Genomic DNA, 23,054 nt, shown 5'->3' on the forward strand with positions numbered 1-23,054 from the left:
GTATCGGCATCCGACCCGCGGCGCACCGGGATGCATCGACGTCTCGCCTTCCCTAGGCTCGAAGGATGACTGACGCACAACGCACCCCCACGCCGATCGACACGATCGCGGAGGCGTGGGTCGACACCCTGGCCGAGCGCATCCCGACGCTGGCCACCTACATCGGACGCGACGAGCACAACGGCCGCTTCGGCGACTACAGCCCCGAGGGTGCCGAGACCCTCACCGCCGATGCGCGCGCCACGAAGGCCGCCCTCGAGGCCGCCGAGCCGGTCGACGCGATCGACACGGTCACGAAGATGGACCTCGTCCGCGAGCTCGACCTCATGATCGAGCAGCACGAGGCGAAGACGCACCTGCGCGACCTGAACGTCATCGCGTCGCCTGCGCAGGACATCCGCGCCACCTTCGACCTCATGCCGACCGCGACCGTCGAGGACTGGGCCACCATCTCGGAGCGCATGAAGGCTCTGCCCGCTGCGGTCGAGGGCTACGTCGAGACGCTCCGGCGCGGGATCTCCGAGGGCATCGTCCCCGCCCGCCGCCAAGTGAGCGAGGTCGTCACACAGATCGGCCGCTACACCGCCGACACGGGCTTCTTCGCCGAGTTCGTCGGCAACGCCGCTCCCGCGGAGGGGCAGCTTCCGGCCTCGCTCGCGCGCGAGCTCGACCAGAACGCCGGCGCCGCGCGGGTGGCCTACGACGCCCTGGCCGCGTTCCTCTCCTCCGAGCTCGCCCCCGTCGCGGGCGAGACAGACGGGGTGGGGCGGGAGATGTACGCGCTGCACTCGCGCCAATTCCTCGGCGCGGAAATCGACCTCGACGAGACCTACGAGTGGGGCGTCGAGGAGCTCGCGCGCATGGTCGCCGAGCAGGAGGCGATCGCGAACGAGATCCTCCCCGGCGCGAGCGTCGAGGAGGCCGTGGCGTTCCTCGAGAAAGACGAGTCGCGCAAGCTCCGCGGCACCACAGCCCTCCAGGAGTGGATGCAGCGCACGAGCGACAAGGCCGTGGAGGAGCTCGGCCGGACCCACTTCGACATCGCCGAGCCCATTCGCGAACTCGAGTGCATGATCGCGCCGACGAACGAGGGCGGGATCTACTACACCGGACCGACCGACGACTTCTCCCGCCCCGGCCGCATGTGGTGGTCGGTGCCTGAGGGCGTCGACACCTTCGACACCTGGCGCGAGCTCACGACGGTCTACCACGAGGGCGTCCCGGGCCACCACCTGCAGATCGCCCAGGCCGTCTACAACCGGGCGCAGCTCAACTCGTGGCGACGCCTCCTGGCGGGCACGAGCGGCCACGCCGAGGGTTGGGCGCTGTACGCCGAGCGCCTGATGGAGCAGCTCGGCTACCTCGACGACCCGGCCGACCGTCTGGGCATGCTCGACGGTCAGCGTATGCGTGCGGCCCGTGTCGTGCTCGACATCGGCGTGCACCTGGGCAAGCCCCGCCTCGACGGCACCGGCGTCTGGGACCACGACTACGCTCTCGCGTTCATGCTCAAGAACGTCAACATGAGCGAGGAGTTCGTGCGGTTCGAGGTCAATCGCTATCTCGGGTGGCCCGGGCAGGCCCCGGCCTATAAGGTCGGCCAGCGTATCTGGGAGCAGGTCCGTGACGAGGAGCAGGAACGCCGCGGCGCCGATTTCTCGATGAAGCAGTTCCACACGCGGGCGCTCGACATCGGCGGCGTCGGCCTCGACACGCTCCGGGCGGCCCTGGCATCCGGCTGAACCGCTCAGGGGCGTCGCCGACAGCGGCGCCCCTCTCCGGCGCGGGGAATGTTCGGGCCTCGCGTAAGGTTCATTCAGCTGAATGCAAGGAGATCTCATGGACGCCACCCCCGTCGAGCTCGGCCTCGACACCTTCGGAGACATCTCTCGCGGCTCCGACGGGTCGCTGCAGAGCGACGCGCAGACCATCCGCAACGTCGTCGAACAGGCGGTGCTCGCCGACCAGGTGGGACTGTCGTTCTTCGGGGTGGGGGAGCACCACCGGAAGGACTTCGCCGTCACGAGCCCCGAGATCGTGCTGGCCGCGGCCGCCGCGCGGACGACGAACATCCACCTCGGCACCTCGGTGACCGTCCTCTCCTCCGACGACCCGGTGCGGGTCTACGAACGCTTCGCGACGCTGGATGCCGTGTCGAACGGGCGCGCCGAGGTCATCCTCGGTCGTGGCTCGTTCATCGAGTCGTTCCCGCTGTTCGGCTACGACTTGAGCGACTACGAGCAGCTCTTCGAAGAGAAGCTCGAGCTGTTCTCGCTCCTGCTCGAGGAGAAGCCCGTCACCTGGTCCGGTCGCACGCGGGCGGGTTTGCAGGACGCCGACGTCTACCCCAAGACCGAGAACGGGCTCACGGCCTGGGTCGGTGTCGGAGGATCCCCGGAGTCGGTCGTCCGGGCCGCCCGCTATGGCTACGGGCTGGTGCTCGCCATCATCGGCGGATCGTCGGCCCGCTTCCGCCCCTTCGCGCAGCTGTACCGGCAGTCGCTCCAGGAGTTCGGGAAGCCGGACATGCCCATCTCGGTGCACTCGCCCGGTCACGTGGCCGAGACCGACCAGCAGGCGTGGGACGAGGCGTACGAGGGGGTCGCCGAGCTCAACACGACCATCGGCCGGGAGCGGGGATGGCCCGCATACAACCGCCTGCGTTTCCAGCACGACGTGGGTCCGGAGGGCGCGATGTACATCGGGTCTCCCGAGACGGTGGCGACCAAGATCGCCGCCACGGTGCGGACTCTCGGTGCCACGCGCTTCCAGATGAAGTTCGCGAGCGGTTCGATCTCGCACGACCGTCTGATGTCGAGCATCGAGCTGTACGGCTCGCGGGTCGTGCCGCTCGTGCGCGAGATGCTCGCCGACGCGAGCAGCGACGAGGTCCGGTGAGCACGACGACCGACACCTCCCAGGTGTCCGAACGCCTCGACGCGCTGCCGTTCACCCGGCGTCATGCCCGGATCCTGGGCGGGTCGGGTCTGGGCTGGGCCCTGGATGCCATGGACGTCGGGCTCATCTCGTTCGTCATCGCCGCTCTGGCGGCGCAATGGCAGCTCGCTCCGACGCAGGCCTCCTGGATCGCGTCGGCCGGTTTCGCCGGAATGGCGATCGGAGCGAGCCTCGGCGGGCTGCTGGCCGATCGCTTCGGCCGGCGCCAGGTCTTCGCCCTCACGCTCCTCGTCTACGGGATCGCCACGGGCGCCAGCGCCCTCGTCGGCGGACTCGCGGCACTGCTCGTCCTGCGCTTCGTCGTGGGGCTGGGTCTCGGCGCCGAGCTGCCCGTCGCGTCGACCTACGTCAGCGAGTTCGCCCCCGCCAGGATGCGCGGACGCCTCATCGTCTTCCTCGAGGCGTTCTGGGCCGTCGGATGGACGGCCGCGGCCCTCATCGGTTACCTCGTCGTCCCCTCGTCCGCCGACGGGTGGCGATGGGCGTTCGCGCTGGGCGCGATCCCCGCGGTCTATGCCCTCATCGTGCGCTGGGGGCTTCCTGAGTCGCCGCGCTGGCTCGCCTCCCGAGGGCGTCACGGCGAAGCCGTCGTCATCGTGCGCGACCTGGAGGCTGCGGCGGGACGCGTATCACTGGAGCCGTCGGCCGAGGGTCTTCCCGCCTCGGTGCCCGCGCCGCGCGCCCGGGTCGGCGCGTTGTGGTCACGACCTCTGCGTGCCCGTACCGCCAGTCTGTGGGTGCTGTGGTTCTGCGTGAACTTCTCGTACTACGGCGCCTTCATCTGGATCCCGACGATCCTGGTGGCCCAGGGATACGATCTCGTGCGCTCGTTCGGATTCACGCTGATCATCACGCTCGCCCAGCTGCCCGGGTACGCCGTCGCCGCATGGCTCATCGAGGCGTGGGGACGACGCGCGACGCTCGCCACGTTCCTCGCCGGCTCTGCCGTCGCCGCCGTTCTCTTCGGCACCGCCACCGGAGAGGTTGCCGTGATCGTGACGGGCATGCTCCTGTCGTTCTTCAACCTCGGGGCGTGGGGCGCGCTGTACGCGGCGACCCCCGAGACGTACCCGACCACGGTGCGTGCCACCGGCGCGGGATGGGCGGCCGGCGTGGGACGGATCGCATCGATCCTCGCGCCGCTCGCCGTTCCGCCGCTGCTCGGCATCGGGGGAGCGCCGTTGCTGTTCATCGTCTTCGCCGCGTTCTTCGCCGTGGCCGTCGCGGCGTCTCTCTTCCTCCGCGAGGAGCGAGGTCGCGCGCTCGCCTGAGCCCGTCCTCGCCGACATCGGACGGGTGTGGTAGGTCGTGCTCCACGCCCCGCACGTGCGGCAGCGCCCCCAGCTACGACACCGATACGGCCGCGTAGGCTCGAGGGCATGGCATCCGTCCGCTACGTCGCGATCGGCGATTCGTTCACCGAAGGAGTCGGCGACGAGCTCCCCGACGGCACCGTGCGAGGGTGGGCCGATCTGGCAGCCCAAGGATGGGCGGATGCCGCGGGCGAACCGATCCAGTATGCGAATCTTGCCATCCGCGGGAAGCTCATCCAGCCGATCGTCGAGCAGCAGCTCGAACCGGCGCTGGCGTTGAAGCCGACCCACCTGTCGTTCAACGGCGGTGGCAACGACATGCTGCGGCCACGCGCCGACGTCGAACGCATCGTCGGTGCCTTCGACCATGTTCTCCGTCGGTGCGATGACGAGGGCGTGCGCCTCATCGTGCTCTCCGGAGCGAATCCCTCGGCGGGGCTGCCGCTGGGGCGGGTCGTGCAGGGGCGAGGCGATCGGCTGTCGCGCGCCGTCGAGGAGCGGCTGGCATCACGCCCCGATGTGATCACCGCCTACAACTGGTTCGACCGTGAGCTGGCCGCCGGGGAGTTCTGGTCGGTCGACCGCCTGCACATGAATGCCCGCGGTCACCACCGGGTGGCCGCACGGGTCATCGAGGCGCTGGGTTCGTCCGCACCGAGCGACTGGTGGCACCTCCGCGAGATTCCTGAGACGGAACGGCTCACGGGCACGGCGTACTACCGAGAACACGTCGCCCCGTGGGTGCGTCGGCGCCTTGCGCGCACCTCCTCTGGCGACGGACGTCACCCCAAGTTCGGCGGGGGCTGGGTCGAGCTCGTACCGGGAGGGTGACGGACGACACCGAGCGGGCCACCCCCTGGCGCCCTGGCATCTACCTGCTTAGGATCGCCGGATGTCCTCATCGAACGCGCGACTTCTGGCCCTCTCCGGCACCGCGATCGCGCTCGGCGCTCTCACCGGGTGCACGAGCGGTGAAGCGGAACCCCCGACGTCGGTTCCGTTGACGCCCTCGCCGACGGTCCCCACCACGACGTCCTCGCCCACTCCTGACCCGTGGGCCGGCTACTTCGACGACGAGGTCGCTGACGCCGAGGTGGGGGAGTACCTGTGGCAGTCGTGGGGCACCTTCGGCGACTCGGGTCAGGTGGCCGCGCATCGCAGCGAGAACCGCACCGTCGAACCCGGGACGTACACCGTGACCCTGGATTGCGCCGGCCCCGAGACGATCACGGGGCGGATCTCGACGTCCGCGGGAACCGTGGTCAGTGACGCGGTCTCGGTCTCGTGCCTGGCTCCGACACCGATACCGCTCGACCTGCCGGATCGGGGATTGGTCGTCGAGCTCGACAGCGACGGAGCCCCCGGGGCGTTCGTGATCCGGGTCGGGGCGGCCTCGTGATCCGTACGCCTTGAGTCTCACCGAGCGGGCGCGGGTACACCGTCGGGGCGCACCGGAACGCGTCCTGCCCGCGGGCGTGGACGCCTCGCACGCAGCGCAAGGATCAAGGCGACGACGGGCACCGCGAACGCCAGCATCGGGGCGATCATCACCCCGGCGAACGAGGCGTAGAGGGCACCGCAGGCGATCCCGACGACCACGGCTGCGCCGCGCGGCAACCGTGCGTGAGCGCCGATCGCCCATGCCAGACCACCGCCGACCAACACCGCACCCGCCTGCAACCCCGGCTGCATGGCCGAGGAATCCGGAGCCTCGATGTAGGCCGCGGCGACGCAGCACGTCGACAGTGCCGCGAGGGCGAGCGGCCCCCAGCGGTGGAGCCCCGCGCGAGGGAGAGGCGGGAGCGGTTTCGCCACGCCCACCGCCGCGAGGAGCGGGAGCACCGACACCAGGAGCAGCGTGATGCCATGCGCCATCGCGATGGTGCCGTCGGTCGCTCCCGGTGACCACGCCGCGCCCGAGAACGCGTAGGCGAGGCCGACGACGCCTCCGGAGAGAGCGAGCCACGCCGATGCTGCCGTGACCGTTCGCCGACGCGCATCCGGCACGGCTCTGCCGGGGTTCCCATCAGAGCGCGCTCGTCCGGGGGAGGGGACGACGCCGGCGGCACGCCGTTCCGGGAGGACGGCGAGGACGATGGCCCCGCCCGCCAGCAGAGCGGCGGCGGTCGGGGTCATGGTTGAGAGGCCGACCAGCGGGGCCACGGCGAGTCCTGCCACCGCGGCGATCAGGAGGCGCGCGGCCCAGGGCAGTCGTGTCCTGCGCCGGAGCATCGCGTCCACGGCAAGGGAGATCGCCGTCGCACCGACCGCGATGCCCGCGCCGAAGAGGGGGAGGAAAGCGCCGGCGAGCCCCTGGGGCGGGCGGCCCGCGTCGGCGTCGTCGAATCCGAGCATCCAGGACAGGGCCGTGAGAGCACCCAGGACCCACGCGAGCCCGGAGGTCGCCAAGAGCGCCACCGCGCGCACATCGCCGATCACCCCGCGGAACCGACCCGTCGCGATGGCGGACCAGCTGGAGAAGAGGGGCGTCACTCCCGACAGCAGCAGAAGCATCGCCGGTCCCGGAGTCGCCTGGAAGAAGAGCAGCCCCGCGATCACCGCGGCGACCACGGCGGCGACAGCGGTGACGAGGGCGAACCGCCGATCGAGGCGCGCGGCGGTTCCATTCAGCGCCGCATGGCGGATGTCGGCCGGCGTGGGCGTGCGGCGGCCCTCCGCCTCCGCGGCGTCGAGCAGCGTCGCCAGCATCACCGCGCCGTGACGGCGACGCCACGCGCGGGGGGTACCACCGGAGCATCCGTGCGAATGCGCGCTCGTCGACGGTGATCATGACAACACCACCCGCCCGGATGCCGCGACGGGCCGGCTTGCCGTGAGTCGGGCTCGCGCGATCCGCGCCTGCGTCTCGAGCGCCTCGACCTCGGCACCGAGCGCCGCCGCACCCTCGTCGGTGAGCACGAAGTACCGGCGCGCGCGTCCGCTCACGATCTCCTCGCCGTCGGACACGATCAGCCTCTCGCGTTCAAGGCGCTCGAGAGCGGAGTACAACGTCGTGACCTTCAGCGCCACGCGGCCTGTCGAGGCGTCACGGGTTTCGCGGAGGATCTCGTACCCGTGACGACGTCCGCCAACGAGAGCCGTCAGGATCCAGAACGCCGGCGGGGTCAGGGGAGTGGCCATGCTTCTTTATATTCCCGTCGTCGGAATATTACAAGCAGTGCCGCGTACCGTCGCGAACAGAAGATCATGGCCGGCTCATAGCGAGGTCCGAGTCGGGAAGACGAGAATGACCATATGACCCTTGCACTCGTCACCGGTACCTCCAGCGGCATCGGACTGCACACCGCGGTCGGCCTCGCGCGAACGGGGGTCGAGGTCATCGCGACCGTTCGCGACACCGCCCGCGCCGACGCCCTGCGCGCTGCGGCCGGCGACGCGGGCGTCGTACTCGACATCCGGGCGCTCGACGTCACAGACCCCGACGGCGCGCGCGCCCTCGTCGCCGAGGCCGGCCCGATCGACATCCTCGTCAACAACGCGGGCCGGGGCGCCGTCGGAACCCTCGAGCAGCTCAGCGACGACGATCTGCAGCAGCAGCTCGAAACGAACTATCTCTCCGTCGCCCGCCTCACGCGCCTCGTGCTGCCGGGCATGCGCGAACGGGGGAACGGTCGCATCGTCACCGTCACGAGCGTCGGGGGAGCGGTCGGCCAGCCGTTCGCCGACGCGTACTGCGGAGCGAAGTTCGCAGTCGAAGGTCTCATGCAGTCCCTCGCGCCGGTGGTCGCGCCGTTCGGCATCGACGTGTCGATCGTGGAGCCCGCCGCGGTGGCCTCCTCCTTCACCGACTCGGTGCATCGCGCCGCCCCGGGGCCGTACGCTCAGCTGCAGCAGGCGTACCTCGACCGGGCGGCGACGTCGTTCGCGAACGCCCAGGCCGCCGATGAAGCCGCCGAGACCGTCGTGGAAGCCGCGACGACCGACACGCCCCGTTTCCGGTGGCAGACGTCCGAGGCGGCGCTGCGATTCGCGGGCCTCTCGCTCGCCGACCTCTCCGGGTCTCGCGTTCTCGACGTGACGTCGGCCTGGGTGCGCTGACCCACGCATCGTCCCGGGCGACGACCGCGCGCCGCCCGGGACGATCTCACGGAGTCGCGTAGTCGGCGATCCGGGAGTCCGCCATCCATTCCTTCGTCTCGACGCGAGCTGCGTTCCCGGTGAACTGCGAGTCAGAGATGAGCAGATACTTCGTCGGATCGCTGCCGTCGTTCCACGTGGGGTCGACGGCAAGCCAGGAGCCCCCGACATCGACCTTGTTCCACGCGTGGCCGCCGCCGTTGAGCACATCCCCGGTGACGACGACGCTGGGGACGCCGGCGGCATCCATCAGTGCTTTGTACGCGGCCGCGTAGCTCGCGCAGACGCCCGTGTTGCCGCTCTCCGACAGCAGGACACCGCTGGGGTCCCAGGCGTGCGGGAATCCGTCGGGGAAGCCCGGCATCCCCTCACCGGCCGCCAGCGCTGCCTGATCGTAGCTGGCGACGTCGACGAGCCAGGCGTTCAGGGCCGTCGCTTTGTCGGTCGCACTCATGTCCGGGGTCGTGACCGAAGACACGGCCCCGTTCACGACCGTGGCGATCTCGCCCTGCAGACGGGTCGTCTCGGCCGCGTCGTTGGCGTACGTCACATAGACGATGTCGTCTTTGACGGTGTACCCGCGATACCCCAGGACATAGGGATTCTGGAACACGGCCTCGCCGATGGCGTCGTCGAGATCAGGCATCCCCGGGCGGTCCGTGTACGCCGAGACGTCGATCGCGTCCTGGCGCGCGACGAGATTCGCCGCGAGGTACGTCGTGAACTCATTGCTGCCGGACAGGGGATAAGCGACGTCGGGCGCCGTGGTCGACGGGGTGTACTGGCTCGGATCTCCCTGAATAGGGGCGGAGATGGTGGTCACCTGCGGCAGACCCGTCGTCGGCAGTTCCGCCTTCACGCGATCGTTGAACGCCGCCACCTGCGCCACGGCCGTGGCGGCGTCCGGCACGGTCAGGTACATCGGCCACCCCAGAGCCGTCCCGATCCCGCTGAGCTGCATCCGCACGGCCCCGTCCTTGGCTGTGAGACCGTCGGGGCTGATGTACGACGCGGTCTGGCGAGTCGCCCCGTCGACCGACGTGAAGAGGAAGCGCGTGGGGATCTTGTCGAGCGAATCGACGATCTGTCCCTCGGGGAACTGCTGCCGCTTCAGATCGCCCGGGATCTCCTTGGGCAGGGACGCCGCCACCGTGTTCGCATCCGTCGCCTGCATGGCAGAGAAGGTCGTGCCGTCGGTGGCGATCACGCCGTACTCGTACTCGCTCGTGTCGTTGTCGAGCGCGTTGACCGCCCCGCCGCCGTCTCCGGTCGACTCGATCTGCGCGCTGCTCCACAACCGATAGGTCTGCAACCCCTGATTCTGCTGCAATTCCGCGGCCACCCGCTCGCCCGTGAAGGGATCCACGACCGGGGGAGACCACGTCGGGACCTTCGTCGACCCGACGAGGTCCACTCTGCGCGACTCGCCGTTCCATGAGGTCACGGCGACGAGGTACTCGGTGGCACCCGGCACGGGGTCCCACGACATGGTCAGGGTGCCGTTGGGGTTGACGCCGTACGTCACCTGCGGCGTGGCGAGCGAGCGCGCGATACGGAACGGGTGAACGATGGGCTTCTCGAGGACGTTCCCGGCCTTGTCGAGCTTCTGTACGAGGTAATACGTCTCGTTCGCGCCCCACGCGGACCCGTCATCATTGAGCCGGAACTCCCGCTCGTCGCGGTTGTCCATGGTGCCGGTGTCGGACCGGAAGCGCATCGCGTACGACCCCGATCCGGGCTCGACCTCGATGTCTCTGCCGGCCTCGTACTGCCAGGCTCTCAGGTCGGCGTGCCGTGTCAAGGCCGCATCGGTGAACAGCTCGAAGGCGAAGGACATGTCGCGCTCGTCCCCGTTCTCTGCCGCCTTCGCGTCGAGGTCATAGTCCGCCGGGAAGGCGAACTCGTGATCGATCTCGACGTTGTCCTGCATCGGCGCATACGCGTATGCCCACCCGTCTTCGGTGGTGAGCTTGGGGCCGAACACCACCGGAGCACCCCAGATGAAGAACGCGGCCGTCGCCACCGCGAGGGCGGTCACGCCTCCGAGGATCCCCAGCACCAGGCCCTTTTTGCGCTTCTTGGGGGGAGCGGACTCAGCGGATGCCACACCCTCCGCGTTCTCTGCGCTCGCCGGCGGTGCAGCCTCCGACGCCGACGCAGACGCCGCGGGGTGATTCGTGGAATCGGGGGAGACGAGCGGGTGGACATGCTCGGTCCATTTGCCGTCGCGCCAATAGCGCAACTGGGCCGCGGGGCTGATCGGGTCGGGATACCAACCGTCGGCGGGAGGGGCGGCGTCGCTCATCGTCGTCCGTTCTCACGAGCTACAAAGACCAGATGATCTTATGAAACACCGGTGACGAGCGAGGGGGACTTGCGCGGCGGGAGGTCGATCGGGGCGACAACGGGCTCATCGCCCCACCCGGGGATGATGCTCGGACGGCTCCGCCGCCCCCACCAGGAAGAGTTCGGCGACCTCCCGGGCGTGCACGATCGGATCGAGGTCCGGATGCGCGTGAAGGTAAGCGATCAGTCCGTCGATCAAGGCCTGGTAGCCGACCACGATCATGCGTAGGTCACCGGACCGGATCGTCCCTTCCCGTTGTCCGCGCCTCAGAAGGGCGGTGTGGTCCGCGTAGATCGCCTTGTAATCGAGAATGCTGATTCGGCGCCGACCGTCCGGCGCCCGAAGGTTGTGCACGATCTGGTCGAGCGCCTCGAGCTCGACGGTGTGCGTGCGGGTGAAGAGCGCCGTGCGGACGAAGACCGCGCGGACGACGTCGGGCACCCGTGCACGGGTGTCGATGTCGGCGACGAGACCGGCACGGAGGCTTTCGCTGAGAGAGGAGACCGCCTGGCGCATGAGATCGTCGCGGTCGGCGAAGTAATGCCACAGGAGTCCTTTGGACGCACCCGATCGCTGCGCGATCTCCGTGAGGGTCGCGTTCGCATAGCCCAGCTCCGCAACCGCTTCGGCCGCGGCTCGGATGATCGCCGACCGCCGTTCCTCGGGGGATCGGCGGCGACGATCGTCCAGACCTGGCGCATCTGATTCGTCCATCACGACCTCAATGCTCCCGCAGAGCCCAGCGGATGACATCGACCACCACGCCGGCCATCGTCGCGGCCATGACGACCATCGCGATCTGCATCCACGTCGGGACGAAGGACGGGAGGAGCACCTCGACGACGTTGACGACGAACAGGACCGCAGCGATGAGTCCCACTGCCCTCACCGCGCCCCGCTGGCCCTGCCTGGCACGACGCATCCGACGCGGAAGGACGACCGCGAAGACGGCGACGATCACCATGTGGACCCACGCCTCCGTGGTCGCCCATTCCGGCATCACGAAACTCATCACGATCAGCGCCGCCAGGGACAGCCCGACCAGGGCCACATAGGCCCAGACGAGCGCGGAGGCGGCGCGCAGGGGTACCGGTGTCTGGTCGTCCTTCTCGTCGACCGATCTCTTGACCATGCGGTCAAGATACTCTCATTGACCGCATAGTCAATATGTCACGTCACGCGCATCATGCGGTGTCGGCCTCGCGACATCCACGAACGGGCCCCGCGCACCTTCGGGCCGAGCGTCGATCCGAGGAAAGCCGGGGGAGCGGTTGCACCGTGTGATGCCACCGACGACGTGCGGTCAGGGATTCGCCGAGCGATGCTGCGAGGCCGGGACGTCGGCGAAGTGACGTGCGGTCGCATCGTCGGCCGGATAGAAGGTCTCGATGGTGAGCTCATCGAGCGTGACGTCTCCCGCGGTGAGGACGGCTGTGACACTGAACAGTGAGAGCGTGCGCTCCTCGAGTCGGATGACCATGGGGAGGACGACGCTGTCCAGGCGAAGAGGTTCGTCCGAAGCCGGCACGGGGTAGTCGCGGATCTCGTCGCGAAGCGCGATGAGCGCGCCGGCGGCGGTGAGTTCGATCCGGCGGTCGAGCTGGTGGAGGAGGTGGCTGCGCCACTGGCTCAGATTGAGCAGTCGGGGTGCCAAGCCGTCGGGGTGCAGCGTGGCTCGGAGGACATTGATCGGCGGGTCCAGGAGGTGAGGGGCGATGCCGCCGAGCATCGCCCAGGCTGCGCCGTTGGCGTCGAGGACGTCCCATCGACGGTCGAGCACGAGAGCCGGGAGCGGTTCGTGAGTATCGAGGATCTGGCGGAGTGCCGCAGACACGGGCGCAAGGCGGACGCCGTCGAGGGATTCCTCCGGGTAGACCGGGGCGTAACCGCCTGCGAGTAGGACCTCGTTGCGTTCACGGAGCGGAACCTGCAGATGGTGTGTCAAGCGAAGGATCAGCTCGGCGGACGGTCGCGCCCGTCCCGTTTCGACGCAACTGAGGTGCCGTGTCGAGACGGGAACCGCGAGAGAGACCTGCAACTGACTGAGGTTCCTTCTCTCGCGCCACCCTCGGAGCAGATCGCCTACGGGAGCGGGAGTGAGGTTCGTGTCCACGTCAGCACGGTAGATCACTCGGATGCCGGCCTGCCATGACCTGCCGGGTCATCGACGGGATGCCGAGGACGCACTCGAATGAGACGACCGCCACAAGGGCGGCTACATCTGGACAGGAGGACGTCATGGACGCACAAGAGCTCACTCAGCGGTACATCACGATCTGGAATGAGGCAGACGCGGTTCTGCGTGCCGAGCAGGTCTCGGCGCTGTTCGCCCCCGAAGCGCGTTACGTCGACCCCCAGGTCGACGTCAGCGGAACCAAAGCCATTTCGGAGATGATCGGGCAGGTCCAGGCACAGTTCGTCGGAGCGACGTTCCGAGTGACGGGATCGCCGGACGGACACCACCAGCAGTTGCGCTTCAGCTGGGAGCTGGGTCAGGAGGGTGACTCACCCGCTCCGATCGCCGGCTTCGACGTCGCTGTGATGGACGAGCACGGGCGGATCGAGCTGGTGCTCGGATTCCTGGATCGCGTGTCGGCGTGAGCGCGTACGTCCTCGGGCTGATGGACCCTCTGAACGAGCCCGCGCCCTCCCAGATCCACGACTATCTCCGCGAGATCGACGCCACCCTGAAGCCCTTCGCCGGCCGATTCCTGATCCACGGGGGACGGGTGGAGGTGCGGGAAGGCACGTGGGCCGGGTCCGTCGTGCTTCTGGAGTTCGACGACCTCCGTGCGGCGCAGCGCTGGTACGACTCTCCGCGTTATCAGTCCATTCGGCCGTGGCGGACATGCCACCTCGGGGGGACGGTCATCCTCGCAACCGGTGTGGATCCCGGCCACCGTGCCACCGACATCATCGACGCGCAGGCCCCGGAGGACGTTGTCTACACCGATGCGAACACACCGTCATCCGAGGGGGTGCGCGCAGCGCAGCCGGGTCCGCTCGATGCTCACGTAACTGACATAATGTGCATTATCGGCGCCACGGCGATAAGTGCACCTGACGGTCGGATTCCCGCGGCGCGCGAGTCGGGACAGACGCCGTAGACAGCGCCGCCTGCCGGAGGAAAACCCCGTGCAATGGTCACAGGCGCAGTGAGCAATGCGCTGCGCGCCGATCATCGGCTCGAAAAAGAAATCGTCGCCGCCGGCCCCGCGTTGCGGCTGCCATTATCGTCGCCCGCCCCAGGTCACACCACCCCCGCTTTTTCCGGCGTGGCCGCGCGTAGGTTCCGACACGACGCAGCCTTTCCCTGCCGTCGCGACGACCCCGAAGGACCCGATGAGCCAGTCGACCGATGCCGTGATGGCGCACGTCGGCGATACCCTCGGCGGCCGCTACCTCTTATCCGAGCGGGTCGGTGCGGGCGGCATGGGGCGCGTCTTCCGCGCGCGTGACACCGTGCTCGGGCGCGACGTCGCGATCAAGCTGTTCCACACCGACCGAGTCGACGAGCTCGAGCCCGGGCGGCGCCTGTCTGAGGCACGGGTCCTCGCCGCTCTCGATCACCCGTCGCTGGTCACGCTGTACGACGCACGCCTCGACGGCGAAGACCACGTGTATCTCGTCATGGAGTACGTCGACGGCCCGTCGCTCCAGCGCCGCATCGAGGCCGGGCCCCTCCAACCGGCGTTCGTGGCAGCCCTGCTCGCCGATCTCGCCGACGGCCTCGCCGCGGTCCACGCGACCGGTGTCGTCCATCGCGACGTCAAACCCTCCAACGTTCTGCTCCGCCCCACACGTCAGTCCCCGCACGGGTATGAAGCGGTGCTGGCCGATTTCGGCGTCGCTCACCTGGTCGATGCCACGCGGCTCACCACGCCGGGCACGGTCATCGGGACCGCCGCGTACCTCGCCCCCGAACAGGTCAGGGGCGAGCCGCCGCAACCGGCGTCCGACATCTACGCCCTGGGACTGCTGACGATCGAGGCACTCACCCGGCTGCACCCCTACGGCGGCGGAACCCTGCAGGAGACGGTTCTGGCGCGCCTATCGCGCCCGCCGGCCATCCCCGGCTCTCTCGGGTACGAGTGGAAGGCCCTGCTGACGGCGATGACGGCGCTCGAGCCGTCCGCCCGCCCGACCGCCGCCGCCGTCATCGAACGGGCGAAGGCCCTCACGTCCCCCGCGTACGACGCGGGCCCGGATGCCACCGAGCTCGACGCCCTCGAAAGGATCGTCGCCGAGACCGCCCCCTGGACGCCGCTCCCCGAACCGGTTCCCGCACCCCCCGCGCCTCCCCTGTCGGCCGCGGCAGCGCGCACGGACGTCCCGCAGGCCCGGGTCGTCGGTGAACGACGACGTACGCCCTCGCAACGTCGCCGCCCGAGGCTCGGAGCCTGGATCGGTGCCGCGGCCGCCGCGGCGGCGCTCCTCGTCGGCGGTCACCTCCTGGCCTTCTCCTCCGTCTCCCCCACGGCGCCGCTCACCGTCACCACCCCCTCCGCCCCGGCGGACTCCCCCGTGAGCACTCCCACCCCGGCTCAGGAACAGGCCGAGAACGTCCCCGCACAGCAGACCGTGTCCGAGGACTCCTCGGTCGACACGGTAAGCGTCGATTCCGGCAGCTCCGACACCGGAGCCGGCACGGAGGTGGTACCGCCCGAGGCGGAGGCCCCGACGGAGATCCCGGATGCCGAGGCGCCGCGTGGTGAGGGCCCGACGCGACAGAAGAACGATCCGCCCCGCGGCCCGGACGAGAACGCGGCGGGGACCAAGCCCGACAACGGGGCGGGAAACGGCCGAGGCCGAGGTAACGGCGACAAGTAGCGCGACGCTCTGTCTCTGCACGGAGGCCGCCGGGGAGCGCTCGCGCACAGGCGACTCCTCCGGGCGGGCTACGCTCGAATCGATGCCTCTCTCCGCCGCCCACCCCTGTCGCCGGGTACGCGTGTGAACGGCGTGCTGACGGGCTTCGCGGTCGTCGGACTCGCCGTGGTCGTGGGGTATGTCATCGCCCGCATCGATCTGCTCGGACCGCACGCACGGCACGTCCTGAGCCGCCTGACCTTCTTCGTGCTGTCACCGTTCCTGCTGTTCACGGTCCTCGCCCGTGCCGACGTGGCCACACTGTTCTCGGCGCTGCTGCCGGTGTCGATGATCACGGCGGCGGTCATCATCGGCGTCTACGCCCTCGTCTCCGCGTTCGTCCTGCGCCGCCGCGTCGGCGAGACCGTGATCGGCGCCCTCTCGGCGGGTCAGGTCAACAGCAACAACATCGGCATCCCGATCTCGCTCTACATGCTCGGCAACGCCGCGTTCTCGGCCCCGGTGATCCTGTTCCAGCTCCTGGTGCTCATGCCGATCGCCCTGTCGATCCTGGATGCCGCGACCTCGGGTTCGCGCTCCCCCTGGCGCATCCTGCGACAGACCGCGAAGAACCCGATGCTGATCGGCTCCGCCCTGGGGGTGTTGGTCGCAGTGCTCCGCATCGACCTCCCCCCGATCGTCTTCGACCCGCTGCACCTCATCGCCGGGGCGTGCGTCCCCGTCCTGTTGATGTCGTACGGCATGTCGCTGTACGGGCAACGCGTGCTCACCGAGCCGGGCCGCCGCGTCGACGTCGTGATCGCCTCCGCTCTGAAGCTGGTTGCGATGCCCGCGTTGGCATGGCTCGTGGCGTCGTGGTTCGGCCTGCCCGACGATCAGATCTTCGTCGTCGTGGTGCTGGCCGCCCTTCCGACCGCGCAGAACGTCTTCAACTTCGCCCAGCGCTACGGCGTCGGCGAGATCCTCTCGCGCGACGTCGTCTTCATCTCGACGCTCGGATGCCTCCCGGTGCTTCTCGGTGTAGCGCTCCTGCTCGACCACTCCCCCGCGTGACGCCCCAGGTCTCGACGACTCGCGGACTTTCACCCTCGGGTCTAGGGTGAGGGCTGTTCCCAGCCATCATTCAGAAAGGGGGCGCCATGTCGTCCACCACCAGCCCCGCAGTGGGAGCCGTCCGCACGGCGCTCGGTGTCAGCGGGGCCCTCTCTCTCGTCATCGGCCTGCTCGTCCTGCTGTGGCCCGACCGTACGGCCCAGGTACTGGTCGGCATCGTGTCGATCTACGTCATCATCGCCGGGCTCGTGAACATCGGCATCGGCCTGTTCTGGCGCTCCGGGTGGGCCCGCATCGGCTACATCGTGCTCGGGGTGCTGTTCATCGTCGCCGGCATCTTCTCGTTCGCCAACCTCGCAGCCACGACCGCGTGGTTCGGGATCTTCATCGGCACGCTGGTCGGCATCCTCTGGATCATCGAGGGCGTCGTGTCACTCACGACGGTCGGCCACAACTCCAAGGCACGCGCCTGGACGATCTTCTTCGCGATCATCAGCATCCTCGCGGGCGTCGTCCTGCTGTTCTCGCCGCTGCTGGGAGCGGTGACCCTGCTTCTGCTGATCGGCGTCTCGCTCGTGATCCTCGGCGTCTTCCAGATCGTCCGCGCGATCCAGTTCGGCAAGGCCGCGTAACACCGGCAGAAGGAGGGGGACCGGATGCCATGGCATCCGGTCCCCCTCCTTCTGTCTATGCCGTGGGCAGGTACCTGCGCCACCAGTCGAGCACGGCATCGAAACGCTGCACGCGATGCTGCGGACGGCCCCCGCGCGTCAACTCGTGGTCCTCGCCCGGGAAGACGAGCATCTCGGCCGCGGTGCCCTGGTGCTTCAGCGCGGCGTAGTAGCGCGTCGCCTGCTCGAGCGGGCACCGGAAATCGAGTTCGGAGTGGAGCACCAACGTGGGCGTTCTCACCTGGTCGACGACCGCCATCGGGCTCTGGGCGGCGATCTGCGCGGGATCGGTCCCGACGTACTGCTGGCCGAAGAACGATCCGATGTCACTCGAGCCCGGGAACGCTGTGGGATCGAGGAACCCTCGCTCGACGATGGCGCCGGCGAAGCGGTGATCGTGGGCGATGACCCATGCGGTCATGTAGCCGCCGTACGAACCACCCATGACACCCACCCGGTCGCCGTCCAGGCGCGGATCCGCCGCGACGACACCGTCGAAGAAGTCCATGACGTCGAAGAAGTCGAGCGTCCCCATCCGCTGACGGATGGTCCGGCCGTGCTCCCGGCCGTAACCGGCACTCCCCCGCGGGTTGCTGTAGACCACGGCGTAACCGGCATCGACCAGCACCTGGGTCTCGTCGAAGACGTGGATGCCGTACGACGCGTACGGTCCCCCGTGGATCTGGAGGATGACGGGGAACGGCCCCTCCCCCTTGGGGGTGGCGACCCAGCCGTGCACCGGGTATCCGTCGCGACCGGCGATCTCGTGCTCGACGGGCACGACGACGCCGCGTTCGCGCACCGCAGCACCGAAGTCGGTGACCGCGCGCACCCCCGCGACCGGATCCACGACGACGAGTTCGCCGAACGACTCGGGCGAAGCGACGGATGCCACGACCCGCCCGTCTGCCACCGCGTGGCCGTTCACCTCGAGGTCGCCGCCGAGGAGCTCGGTCACCTCTCCCGCGCGGGTCACACGCAGCAGGCGCAGACGCCCGCGCGTGCGGTCCTGCACGAGGACATCGTCGGCGTCGAAGGAGACATGGCTCCCGACTTCCCCGAGATCGATCGTTTCCGCATCGGTGAGGCGTCGGGGTCCGTCCGCCTCCACGACGTAGAGGGCGACGCCGGGGGCGACGAAGTCGACGCCCTCGGGCCCGACGTCGTTCGCCAGCAGGAACACGGCACCATCCGGGGCCACAGCGACCTCGGAGATCGACAGATCCGCGACGGTGCCGAGCATTTCCCGCTCGGCGCCCCCGTCGACGGCCACCGCGACCACCCGGTCGCGCAGATCGCGACGGTCGGTCTCGATGACATCCGGAACGCTGAGCAGCTCGACGCCGTCCCGCGTCCAGACCACGCCGTTCCAGCTCGTCTCCCCGTGCGTGAGCCGCGTCGGCTCGCTAGCGACGACTCGCTTCTCGGGCTTGTCGAGAGCCGGCGCAGGCGCGTAGAACGGCTCCGCGTCGGTCGACGGCGCCTCGACGACGAACAGGTGGGTCGGGCGGTCCAGATAGCCGAGGCCGTTCGCGTGCCACCGGATGCCGGTGATGCGACGCGGCGGCTCAGCCGCGGCATCCCGGCCCTCGACGGTGCCGTATCGGCCCGGCTCGGGCACGCGGGCCGAGAAGCCGAGGCGGGTGCCGTCGGGCGACCACGCGAGGTCGGTGACCCCGCCGGGCTGATCGGTGACCTGAACGGGCTCACCGCCGGTGGCCGCGACCATGAAGACCTGAGCGCGCCCGCGCTCGTCGGCGCGGAGGAACGCGAGCGTGCCGTCGTCGGGCGAGAGGCGCGGCGAACGATCGGCGACGCCGCGCGTCAGGCGACGCGCCGTCCCGCCCGGCAGGTCGACACGCCAGAGTTGTCCCACGCCGCGGTCGGCCGCGAGGTCGGGGCGCGAGGTGGCGAAGACGGCGAACCCACCGTCTGATGAGAGAACCGGGCGCCCGACGGAGACGAGGGCCTCGATGTCGACCGGACGCATGCTCACTCGCCTCCGAACGATCCCGTGTCTCCGACCAAGCGGGTGTTGTCGGCCGGTACCGGGTCGACGGCCGCGCGGGCGACCTCCGCCGCGAACTCCGACACGTTGTACAGCTTGCCGGCGTCCTCGCGGCGGGCCGAGATGGCACCGGGGTTCGCCCGCTCGAGCAGGGTCGCCGTGATGGTGCCCTCGATCATGTCGCCCGAGACGACGGTGAAGCCGATGCCCCGCTCCTCGAGGGCGGGGATCTTCTCGCGCAGGGCGTCTTCGCCCGCGCGCTTTGACAGGGCGACCGGCTCGTACTCGGGCATCGTCGGGGTGGTGCGGATGAAGTGCGCCTGGTGGCTGGTGACGAACACGACGCGCGCGTCGGCCGAGAGCAGCGGCAGCGCCGTGTCGAGCACGTTCACCTGAGCGTCGCGGTTGAGCAGCAGCGCGTAGTCCTCGGCCATACCCGACTCCATGCCGCCCGAGGCGTTGAGCACGAGGATGTCGAGCCCGCCGAAGGTGCGCTTCACCTCGTCGAACATCGCCTTCACCGATTCGGGGTCGGTGAGGTCGGCGCCCACGACGAGGGCCTCGACACCCAGCTCGCGCAGCTGCGTGGCCAGCTTCTCGGCGCGGGGGGCCTTGTTGCGGAAGTTGATGACGACATTCGCGCCGGCCTCGGCGAAGTAGCGCACCGTGTCGGCGCCGATGCCGCGCGACGAGCCGGTGACGAGGGCGGTCTTGCCGCTCAGGGAACCGGACGGAAGGATCTGGGACACGGAGACTCCTGACGATGGGAAGACGACCTTCCCACCCTACCCAGCCTGTGAGGTCTTCTCCGGGACTCCTGCCCGCGTCACGCAACGGTCACGGTGCCGTCGCAGGGCCGTGCTACGTTCGGCCGCGGAGGCCCCGACATGCATTCCGCGCCCGCGCCACGTCATCCGTACCTCGACGCCGTTGAGCCCCCGCGGGTGCTCGCGCACCGAGGTCTCGTCACGCCCGAGGCCGCCGCCGTCGGGGTCGTCGAGAACTCGTTCGCCGCCGTCGCCGAGGCTCACGCGGCAGGAGTGGCATACGTCGAGTCCGACTGTCACCTCACCGCTGACGGCACAGTCGTCCTCTTCCACGACGACGATCTCGCGCGGGTGACCGGCGACCCCCGGCGGATCACCGACGTGCGGGTGCACGAGCTCGAAGAGGTGATGGCCGACAGGGGTGGTCTCATCACCCTCGCCCAGGCCCTCGACGCGTTCCCCGACACCCGCTTCAACCTCGATGTCAAGGCGGAGGCGGCCGCAGAACCGATCGGTCGACTCGTCGCTCCCCACGCGGAGCGCGTGTTGGTCACGAGCTTCTCCGACGACCGCCGCCGACGCGCCCTGGCCGCCTCCGTGACATCCGGTGCGACGATCCGTCCCGCCACCTCCCCCGGATCGGCGACCGTCACACGCATCGTCGGCGCCCTCGCCGCAGGGCTCGTGCCGCTCGCCCGCCGCCTGATGAGCGACCTCGACGCCCTCCAGGTGCCCGAGCGTCACGGGAGGGTGCGGGTGGTCTCACCGCGTCTGATCCGCGCCGCCCAGGCGGCCGGAGTCGAGGTGCACGTGTGGACCGTCAACGACGAGGCCGATATGACGCGCCTGCTCGACCTGGGCGTCGACGGCCTCGTCACCGACCGGGCCGATGCCGCACTGGCCCTGGTGAACGGACGGTGACGCCCCCGTGTCCTGAGCATCGCCTGTGAGTTCTGCCTGCACGCGCTCATTTCGAATAAAGCGCACAGGTGCGGTCGTTATACATGGGGACCGACGAGAGGACCACACAATGGCAGATCGCAGTCTTCGAGGCATCCGACTCGGCGCACAGAGCCTTCAGAGCGAAGACGGGGTCGTGTTCCACGACCGCGCACAGCACACGTACTCCTGCAGCACCTGCGGGCGTGACACCGTCCTGACCTTCGCGGCCGACGCGGAGGTCCCGCAGTCGTGGGAGTGCCGCACGTGCGGCGCGGAAGCCCTGCTTCGCATCGGCGAGGGCACGGCGACCGTCGACCACAGCGACGACAAGGCGCCCCGCACCCATTGGGACATGCTGCTGGAGCGCCGCACCATCCCCGAGCTCGAGGAGCTCCTCGAGGAGCGCCTCGCCTTCGTCCGCGCGCGCCGCGGAGCGGGAGACCAGAAGATCAGCGCCTGACGCTGACCGACGAGTTCAGACGCCGGCCCCCTCGGGGGACGGCGTCTTTCTCGTGCGCCGGGAGCGTCCGGCCACGACGACGCCCGCGAGCACCAGAGCGAGAAGCGCTCCCCCTCCCACGACGACCTTCACCGCGGGACCGATGATCACGGCCGGTGTGAGACCGGTGCGCAGGGGGACGTCCGTGAGCATGTGCCCGGCAACGTCGATCGGCAGTTCGTCGATCGTGGACCCGTCGGGGGCGATCACCTGACTGGTGCCGACGGTGGAGATGTTCACGACCGAGCGGCCCGTCTCGACGGCACGCATACGCGCGAACGCCAGCTGCTGGAGGTTCTCGTCGGTTCCTCGGAAATCGGCGTTGTTCGTCTGGAACATGTAGACCTCGGCGCCATCGGCCGCTCCGTCCCAGACAACGTCGTCGTAGATGACGTCGAAGCAGATCGCGAGTCCCACGCCGACCCCGTTCAGGTCGATCAGGGGGCGTGCTGTTCCGGGCGTGTACTCGCGACCGATCAGCCCGATCAGGTCGGGGGCGAACGGTTCCCAGAAAGCCCGGTCCGGGACGTACTCGCCGAACGGTACCGGATGCCGCTTGTCGTACGTCTGCTCGGGGCCGCCGTCCGCCGTCCACAGCAACGACGAGTTGAACAGCTCGGAGCCACGCTCGGTCACGGCCGAGACGATCAGCGGGGCGTCGACGCGGCGAGACAGCTCGTCGAGGACTCCCGCGGTCTGCGACGAGGTCGTCGGATCCGAATCGACGCCGCCTTCCGGCCACAGCAGCACGTCCATGTCCTGACCGAAGAGCGGGGCGGATGCCGACAGCTGAGCATTCAGCACGGCTCCTCGTGCGCGCTGGTCGAAGTACCCCGCGGGGCCGTTTCCCTGCACGGACCCCACGCGCATCGACCCGGCAGCCGCGGTCGGGAACTGCGGGAGCGCCACCAGAACCACGAGCACGATCGCGGCGGGCACCGCGCGGGCCAGACGGCGGAACCGGCCGAGGCGGACGAGTTCGATGGCCATGGCGCACAGCAGCACGACGAGGAACGTCAGCCCCGACATCCCCACCCACGACGCGACCTCGGCGAACGGTCCGTTCACCTGCGACACCCCGACGCGTCCCCACGGGAAGCCGCCGTACGGCCACGACCCGACGACCTGTTCGCGCAGGGTCCACAGGCCCGCGACGAGGGCGGGAAGCAGCACGAGGCGTCCGAGCGTGCCGGGCGCGATTCTCGGCATCCAGCGGTACGCCAGAGCGATCGGCACCGCGAAGACGGCGGTGAGCAACGCCTCCAGCATCGACAGCGCGATCCATGGAACCGGGCCGAGGTAGCGCGCTGTGAAGAGCAGGTTCACGGAGAAGAACGCTGCGCCGAACAGGAACCCGACGAGAACGGACGACCACACACCGCGGCCCGCCAGCGTCAGCAGCGTCAGGACGACGGCCGGTAGCGCCATCGGCCACCAGGCGAGAGCGGGGAACGCGGTGACCAGCAGGAGCCCCGCGACGACCGCCAGCGGTGCCGCGAACGCCAGACGGAGCACCGGGGGCGCAGCGTCCGCCACGCCCACCCGCGGCCGGGGCGTCGACACGGCGC

General features: G+C 69.5%; 22 protein-coding genes and 1 pseudogene. 13 read left to right on the forward strand and 10 right to left on the reverse strand.

Annotation, left to right across the window (positions count from 1 at the left end; translation table 11 throughout):
• The first annotated feature begins 65 nt into the window (after positions 1-65).
• The 5 genes from PIR02_17570 (at position 66) to PIR02_17590 (ending at position 5,670) form a co-directional block, all read left to right on the forward strand.
• On the forward strand, positions 66-1,742 hold the full coding sequence (locus PIR02_17570; protein WZH36540.1) for a DUF885 domain-containing protein: 1,677 nt from the start codon (positions 66-68) through the stop codon (positions 1,740-1,742).
• Between the two features lie 97 nt (positions 1,743-1,839).
• Complete coding sequence (locus PIR02_17575; GenBank protein ID WZH36541.1) at positions 1,840-2,898, forward strand: LLM class flavin-dependent oxidoreductase; 1,059 nt, start codon at positions 1,840-1,842, stop codon at positions 2,896-2,898.
• Positions 2,895-4,229 carry an MFS transporter gene (locus PIR02_17580; GenBank protein WZH36542.1) on the forward strand — a complete coding sequence of 445 codons (1,335 nt, stop codon included), beginning with the start codon at positions 2,895-2,897 and terminating at the stop codon, positions 4,227-4,229. Before PIR02_17575 ends, PIR02_17580 begins: the two co-directional genes overlap by 4 nt.
• 108 nt (positions 4,230-4,337) lie before the next feature.
• Entirely contained in the window at positions 4,338-5,102 is a 765-nt protein-coding gene (locus PIR02_17585) for an SGNH/GDSL hydrolase family protein (protein ID WZH36543.1), read from the forward strand.
• 61 nt (positions 5,103-5,163) lie between these two features.
• Positions 5,164-5,670 carry a hypothetical protein gene (locus PIR02_17590; protein WZH36544.1) on the forward strand — a complete coding sequence of 169 codons (507 nt, stop codon included), beginning with the start codon at positions 5,164-5,166 and terminating at the stop codon, positions 5,668-5,670.
• 17 nt (positions 5,671-5,687) lie between these two features.
• On the opposite strand, the gene PIR02_17595 is transcribed toward PIR02_17590, so the two are convergent.
• Together PIR02_17595 and PIR02_17600 are read right to left on the reverse strand one after the other, a co-directional pair.
• Complete coding sequence (locus PIR02_17595) at positions 5,688-6,980, reverse strand: hypothetical protein (protein ID WZH36545.1); 1,293 nt, start codon at positions 6,978-6,980, stop codon at positions 5,688-5,690.
• Positions 6,981-7,058: 78 nt separating this feature from the next.
• Positions 7,059-7,412 (reverse strand): PadR family transcriptional regulator, encoded by a 354-nt coding sequence (locus PIR02_17600; GenBank protein WZH36546.1) that lies wholly within the window; start codon positions 7,410-7,412, stop codon positions 7,059-7,061.
• Positions 7,413-7,526: 114 nt separating this feature from the next.
• Between PIR02_17600 and PIR02_17605 the strand changes: the two genes are divergently transcribed.
• The gene (locus PIR02_17605; GenBank protein WZH36547.1) at positions 7,527-8,330 is read left to right on the forward strand and encodes an SDR family NAD(P)-dependent oxidoreductase; all 804 of its coding nucleotides are present in this window, start codon (positions 7,527-7,529) and stop codon (positions 8,328-8,330) included.
• 46 nt (positions 8,331-8,376) lie between these two features.
• Here the strand turns inward: PIR02_17605 and PIR02_17610 are convergent, their stop codons facing one another.
• The 5 genes and pseudogenes from PIR02_17610 to PIR02_17630 form a co-directional block, all read right to left on the reverse strand.
• Positions 8,377-10,674 (reverse strand): transglutaminase domain-containing protein, encoded by a 2,298-nt coding sequence (locus PIR02_17610; protein WZH36548.1) that lies wholly within the window; start codon positions 10,672-10,674, stop codon positions 8,377-8,379.
• Positions 10,675-10,779: 105 nt separating this feature from the next.
• On the reverse strand, positions 10,780-11,430 hold the full coding sequence (locus PIR02_17615) for a TetR/AcrR family transcriptional regulator (protein WZH39038.1): 651 nt from the start codon (positions 11,428-11,430) through the stop codon (positions 10,780-10,782).
• Between the two features lie 7 nt (positions 11,431-11,437).
• Entirely contained in the window at positions 11,438-11,848 is a 411-nt protein-coding gene (locus PIR02_17620) for a hypothetical protein (GenBank protein ID WZH36549.1), read from the reverse strand.
• 171 nt (positions 11,849-12,019) lie between these two features.
• The gene (locus PIR02_17625; protein ID WZH39039.1) at positions 12,020-12,550 is read right to left on the reverse strand and encodes a hypothetical protein; all 531 of its coding nucleotides are present in this window, start codon (positions 12,548-12,550) and stop codon (positions 12,020-12,022) included.
• Positions 12,551-12,631: 81 nt separating this feature from the next.
• Positions 12,632-12,829 (reverse strand): annotated as a pseudogene (locus tag PIR02_17630) (helix-turn-helix transcriptional regulator).
• Positions 12,830-12,954: 125 nt separating this feature from the next.
• On the opposite strand from PIR02_17630, the gene PIR02_17635 reads away from it, so the two are divergent.
• From PIR02_17635 to PIR02_17655, 5 genes are all read left to right on the forward strand, one after another.
• A complete protein-coding gene (locus PIR02_17635) occupies positions 12,955-13,317 on the forward strand; it encodes a nuclear transport factor 2 family protein (protein WZH36550.1) in 363 nt (120 codons plus the stop codon).
• Positions 13,314-13,823, forward strand: a complete 510-nt coding sequence (locus PIR02_17640) for a DUF1330 domain-containing protein (protein ID WZH36551.1) — start codon at positions 13,314-13,316, stop codon at positions 13,821-13,823. The genes PIR02_17635 and PIR02_17640 overlap by 4 nt, the downstream gene beginning before the upstream one ends.
• Positions 13,824-14,058: 235 nt before the next feature.
• Positions 14,059-15,546, forward strand: coding sequence for a serine/threonine-protein kinase (locus PIR02_17645; GenBank protein ID WZH36552.1), 1,488 nt, complete (start codon positions 14,059-14,061; stop codon positions 15,544-15,546).
• 123 nt (positions 15,547-15,669) lie between these two features.
• Complete coding sequence (locus tag PIR02_17650) at positions 15,670-16,599, forward strand: AEC family transporter (GenBank protein ID WZH36553.1); 930 nt, start codon at positions 15,670-15,672, stop codon at positions 16,597-16,599.
• Positions 16,600-16,685: 86 nt separating this feature from the next.
• A complete protein-coding gene (locus PIR02_17655; GenBank protein ID WZH36554.1) occupies positions 16,686-17,231 on the forward strand; it encodes a DUF308 domain-containing protein in 546 nt (181 codons plus the stop codon).
• Between the two features lie 55 nt (positions 17,232-17,286).
• Here PIR02_17655 and PIR02_17660 read toward each other — a convergent pair whose 3' ends face one another.
• Both PIR02_17660 and PIR02_17665 read right to left on the reverse strand, forming a co-directional pair.
• The gene (locus PIR02_17660; protein ID WZH36555.1) at positions 17,287-19,260 is read right to left on the reverse strand and encodes a S9 family peptidase; all 1,974 of its coding nucleotides are present in this window, start codon (positions 19,258-19,260) and stop codon (positions 17,287-17,289) included.
• A 2-nt stretch (positions 19,261-19,262) separates the two neighbouring features.
• Positions 19,263-20,027 (reverse strand): SDR family oxidoreductase, encoded by a 765-nt coding sequence (locus PIR02_17665; protein WZH36556.1) that lies wholly within the window; start codon positions 20,025-20,027, stop codon positions 19,263-19,265.
• A 138-nt stretch (positions 20,028-20,165) separates the two neighbouring features.
• On the opposite strand from PIR02_17665, the gene PIR02_17670 reads away from it, so the two are divergent.
• Together PIR02_17670 and PIR02_17675 are read left to right on the forward strand one after the other, a co-directional pair.
• A complete protein-coding gene (locus tag PIR02_17670; protein WZH36557.1) occupies positions 20,166-20,966 on the forward strand; it encodes a glycerophosphodiester phosphodiesterase family protein in 801 nt (266 codons plus the stop codon).
• Between the two features lie 109 nt (positions 20,967-21,075).
• Complete coding sequence (locus tag PIR02_17675; GenBank protein ID WZH36558.1) at positions 21,076-21,447, forward strand: RNA polymerase-binding protein RbpA; 372 nt, start codon at positions 21,076-21,078, stop codon at positions 21,445-21,447.
• A 15-nt stretch (positions 21,448-21,462) separates the two neighbouring features.
• Here the strand turns inward: PIR02_17675 and lnt are convergent, their stop codons facing one another.
• Entirely contained in the window at positions 21,463-23,049 is a 1,587-nt protein-coding gene (gene lnt / locus PIR02_17680; protein WZH36559.1) for an apolipoprotein N-acyltransferase, read from the reverse strand.
• Positions 23,050-23,054 lie beyond the last annotated feature (5 nt).

Source organism: Microbacterium enclense (assembly GCA_038182865.1).
Lineage (GTDB): Bacteria > Actinomycetota > Actinomycetes > Actinomycetales > Microbacteriaceae > Microbacterium > Microbacterium enclense_B.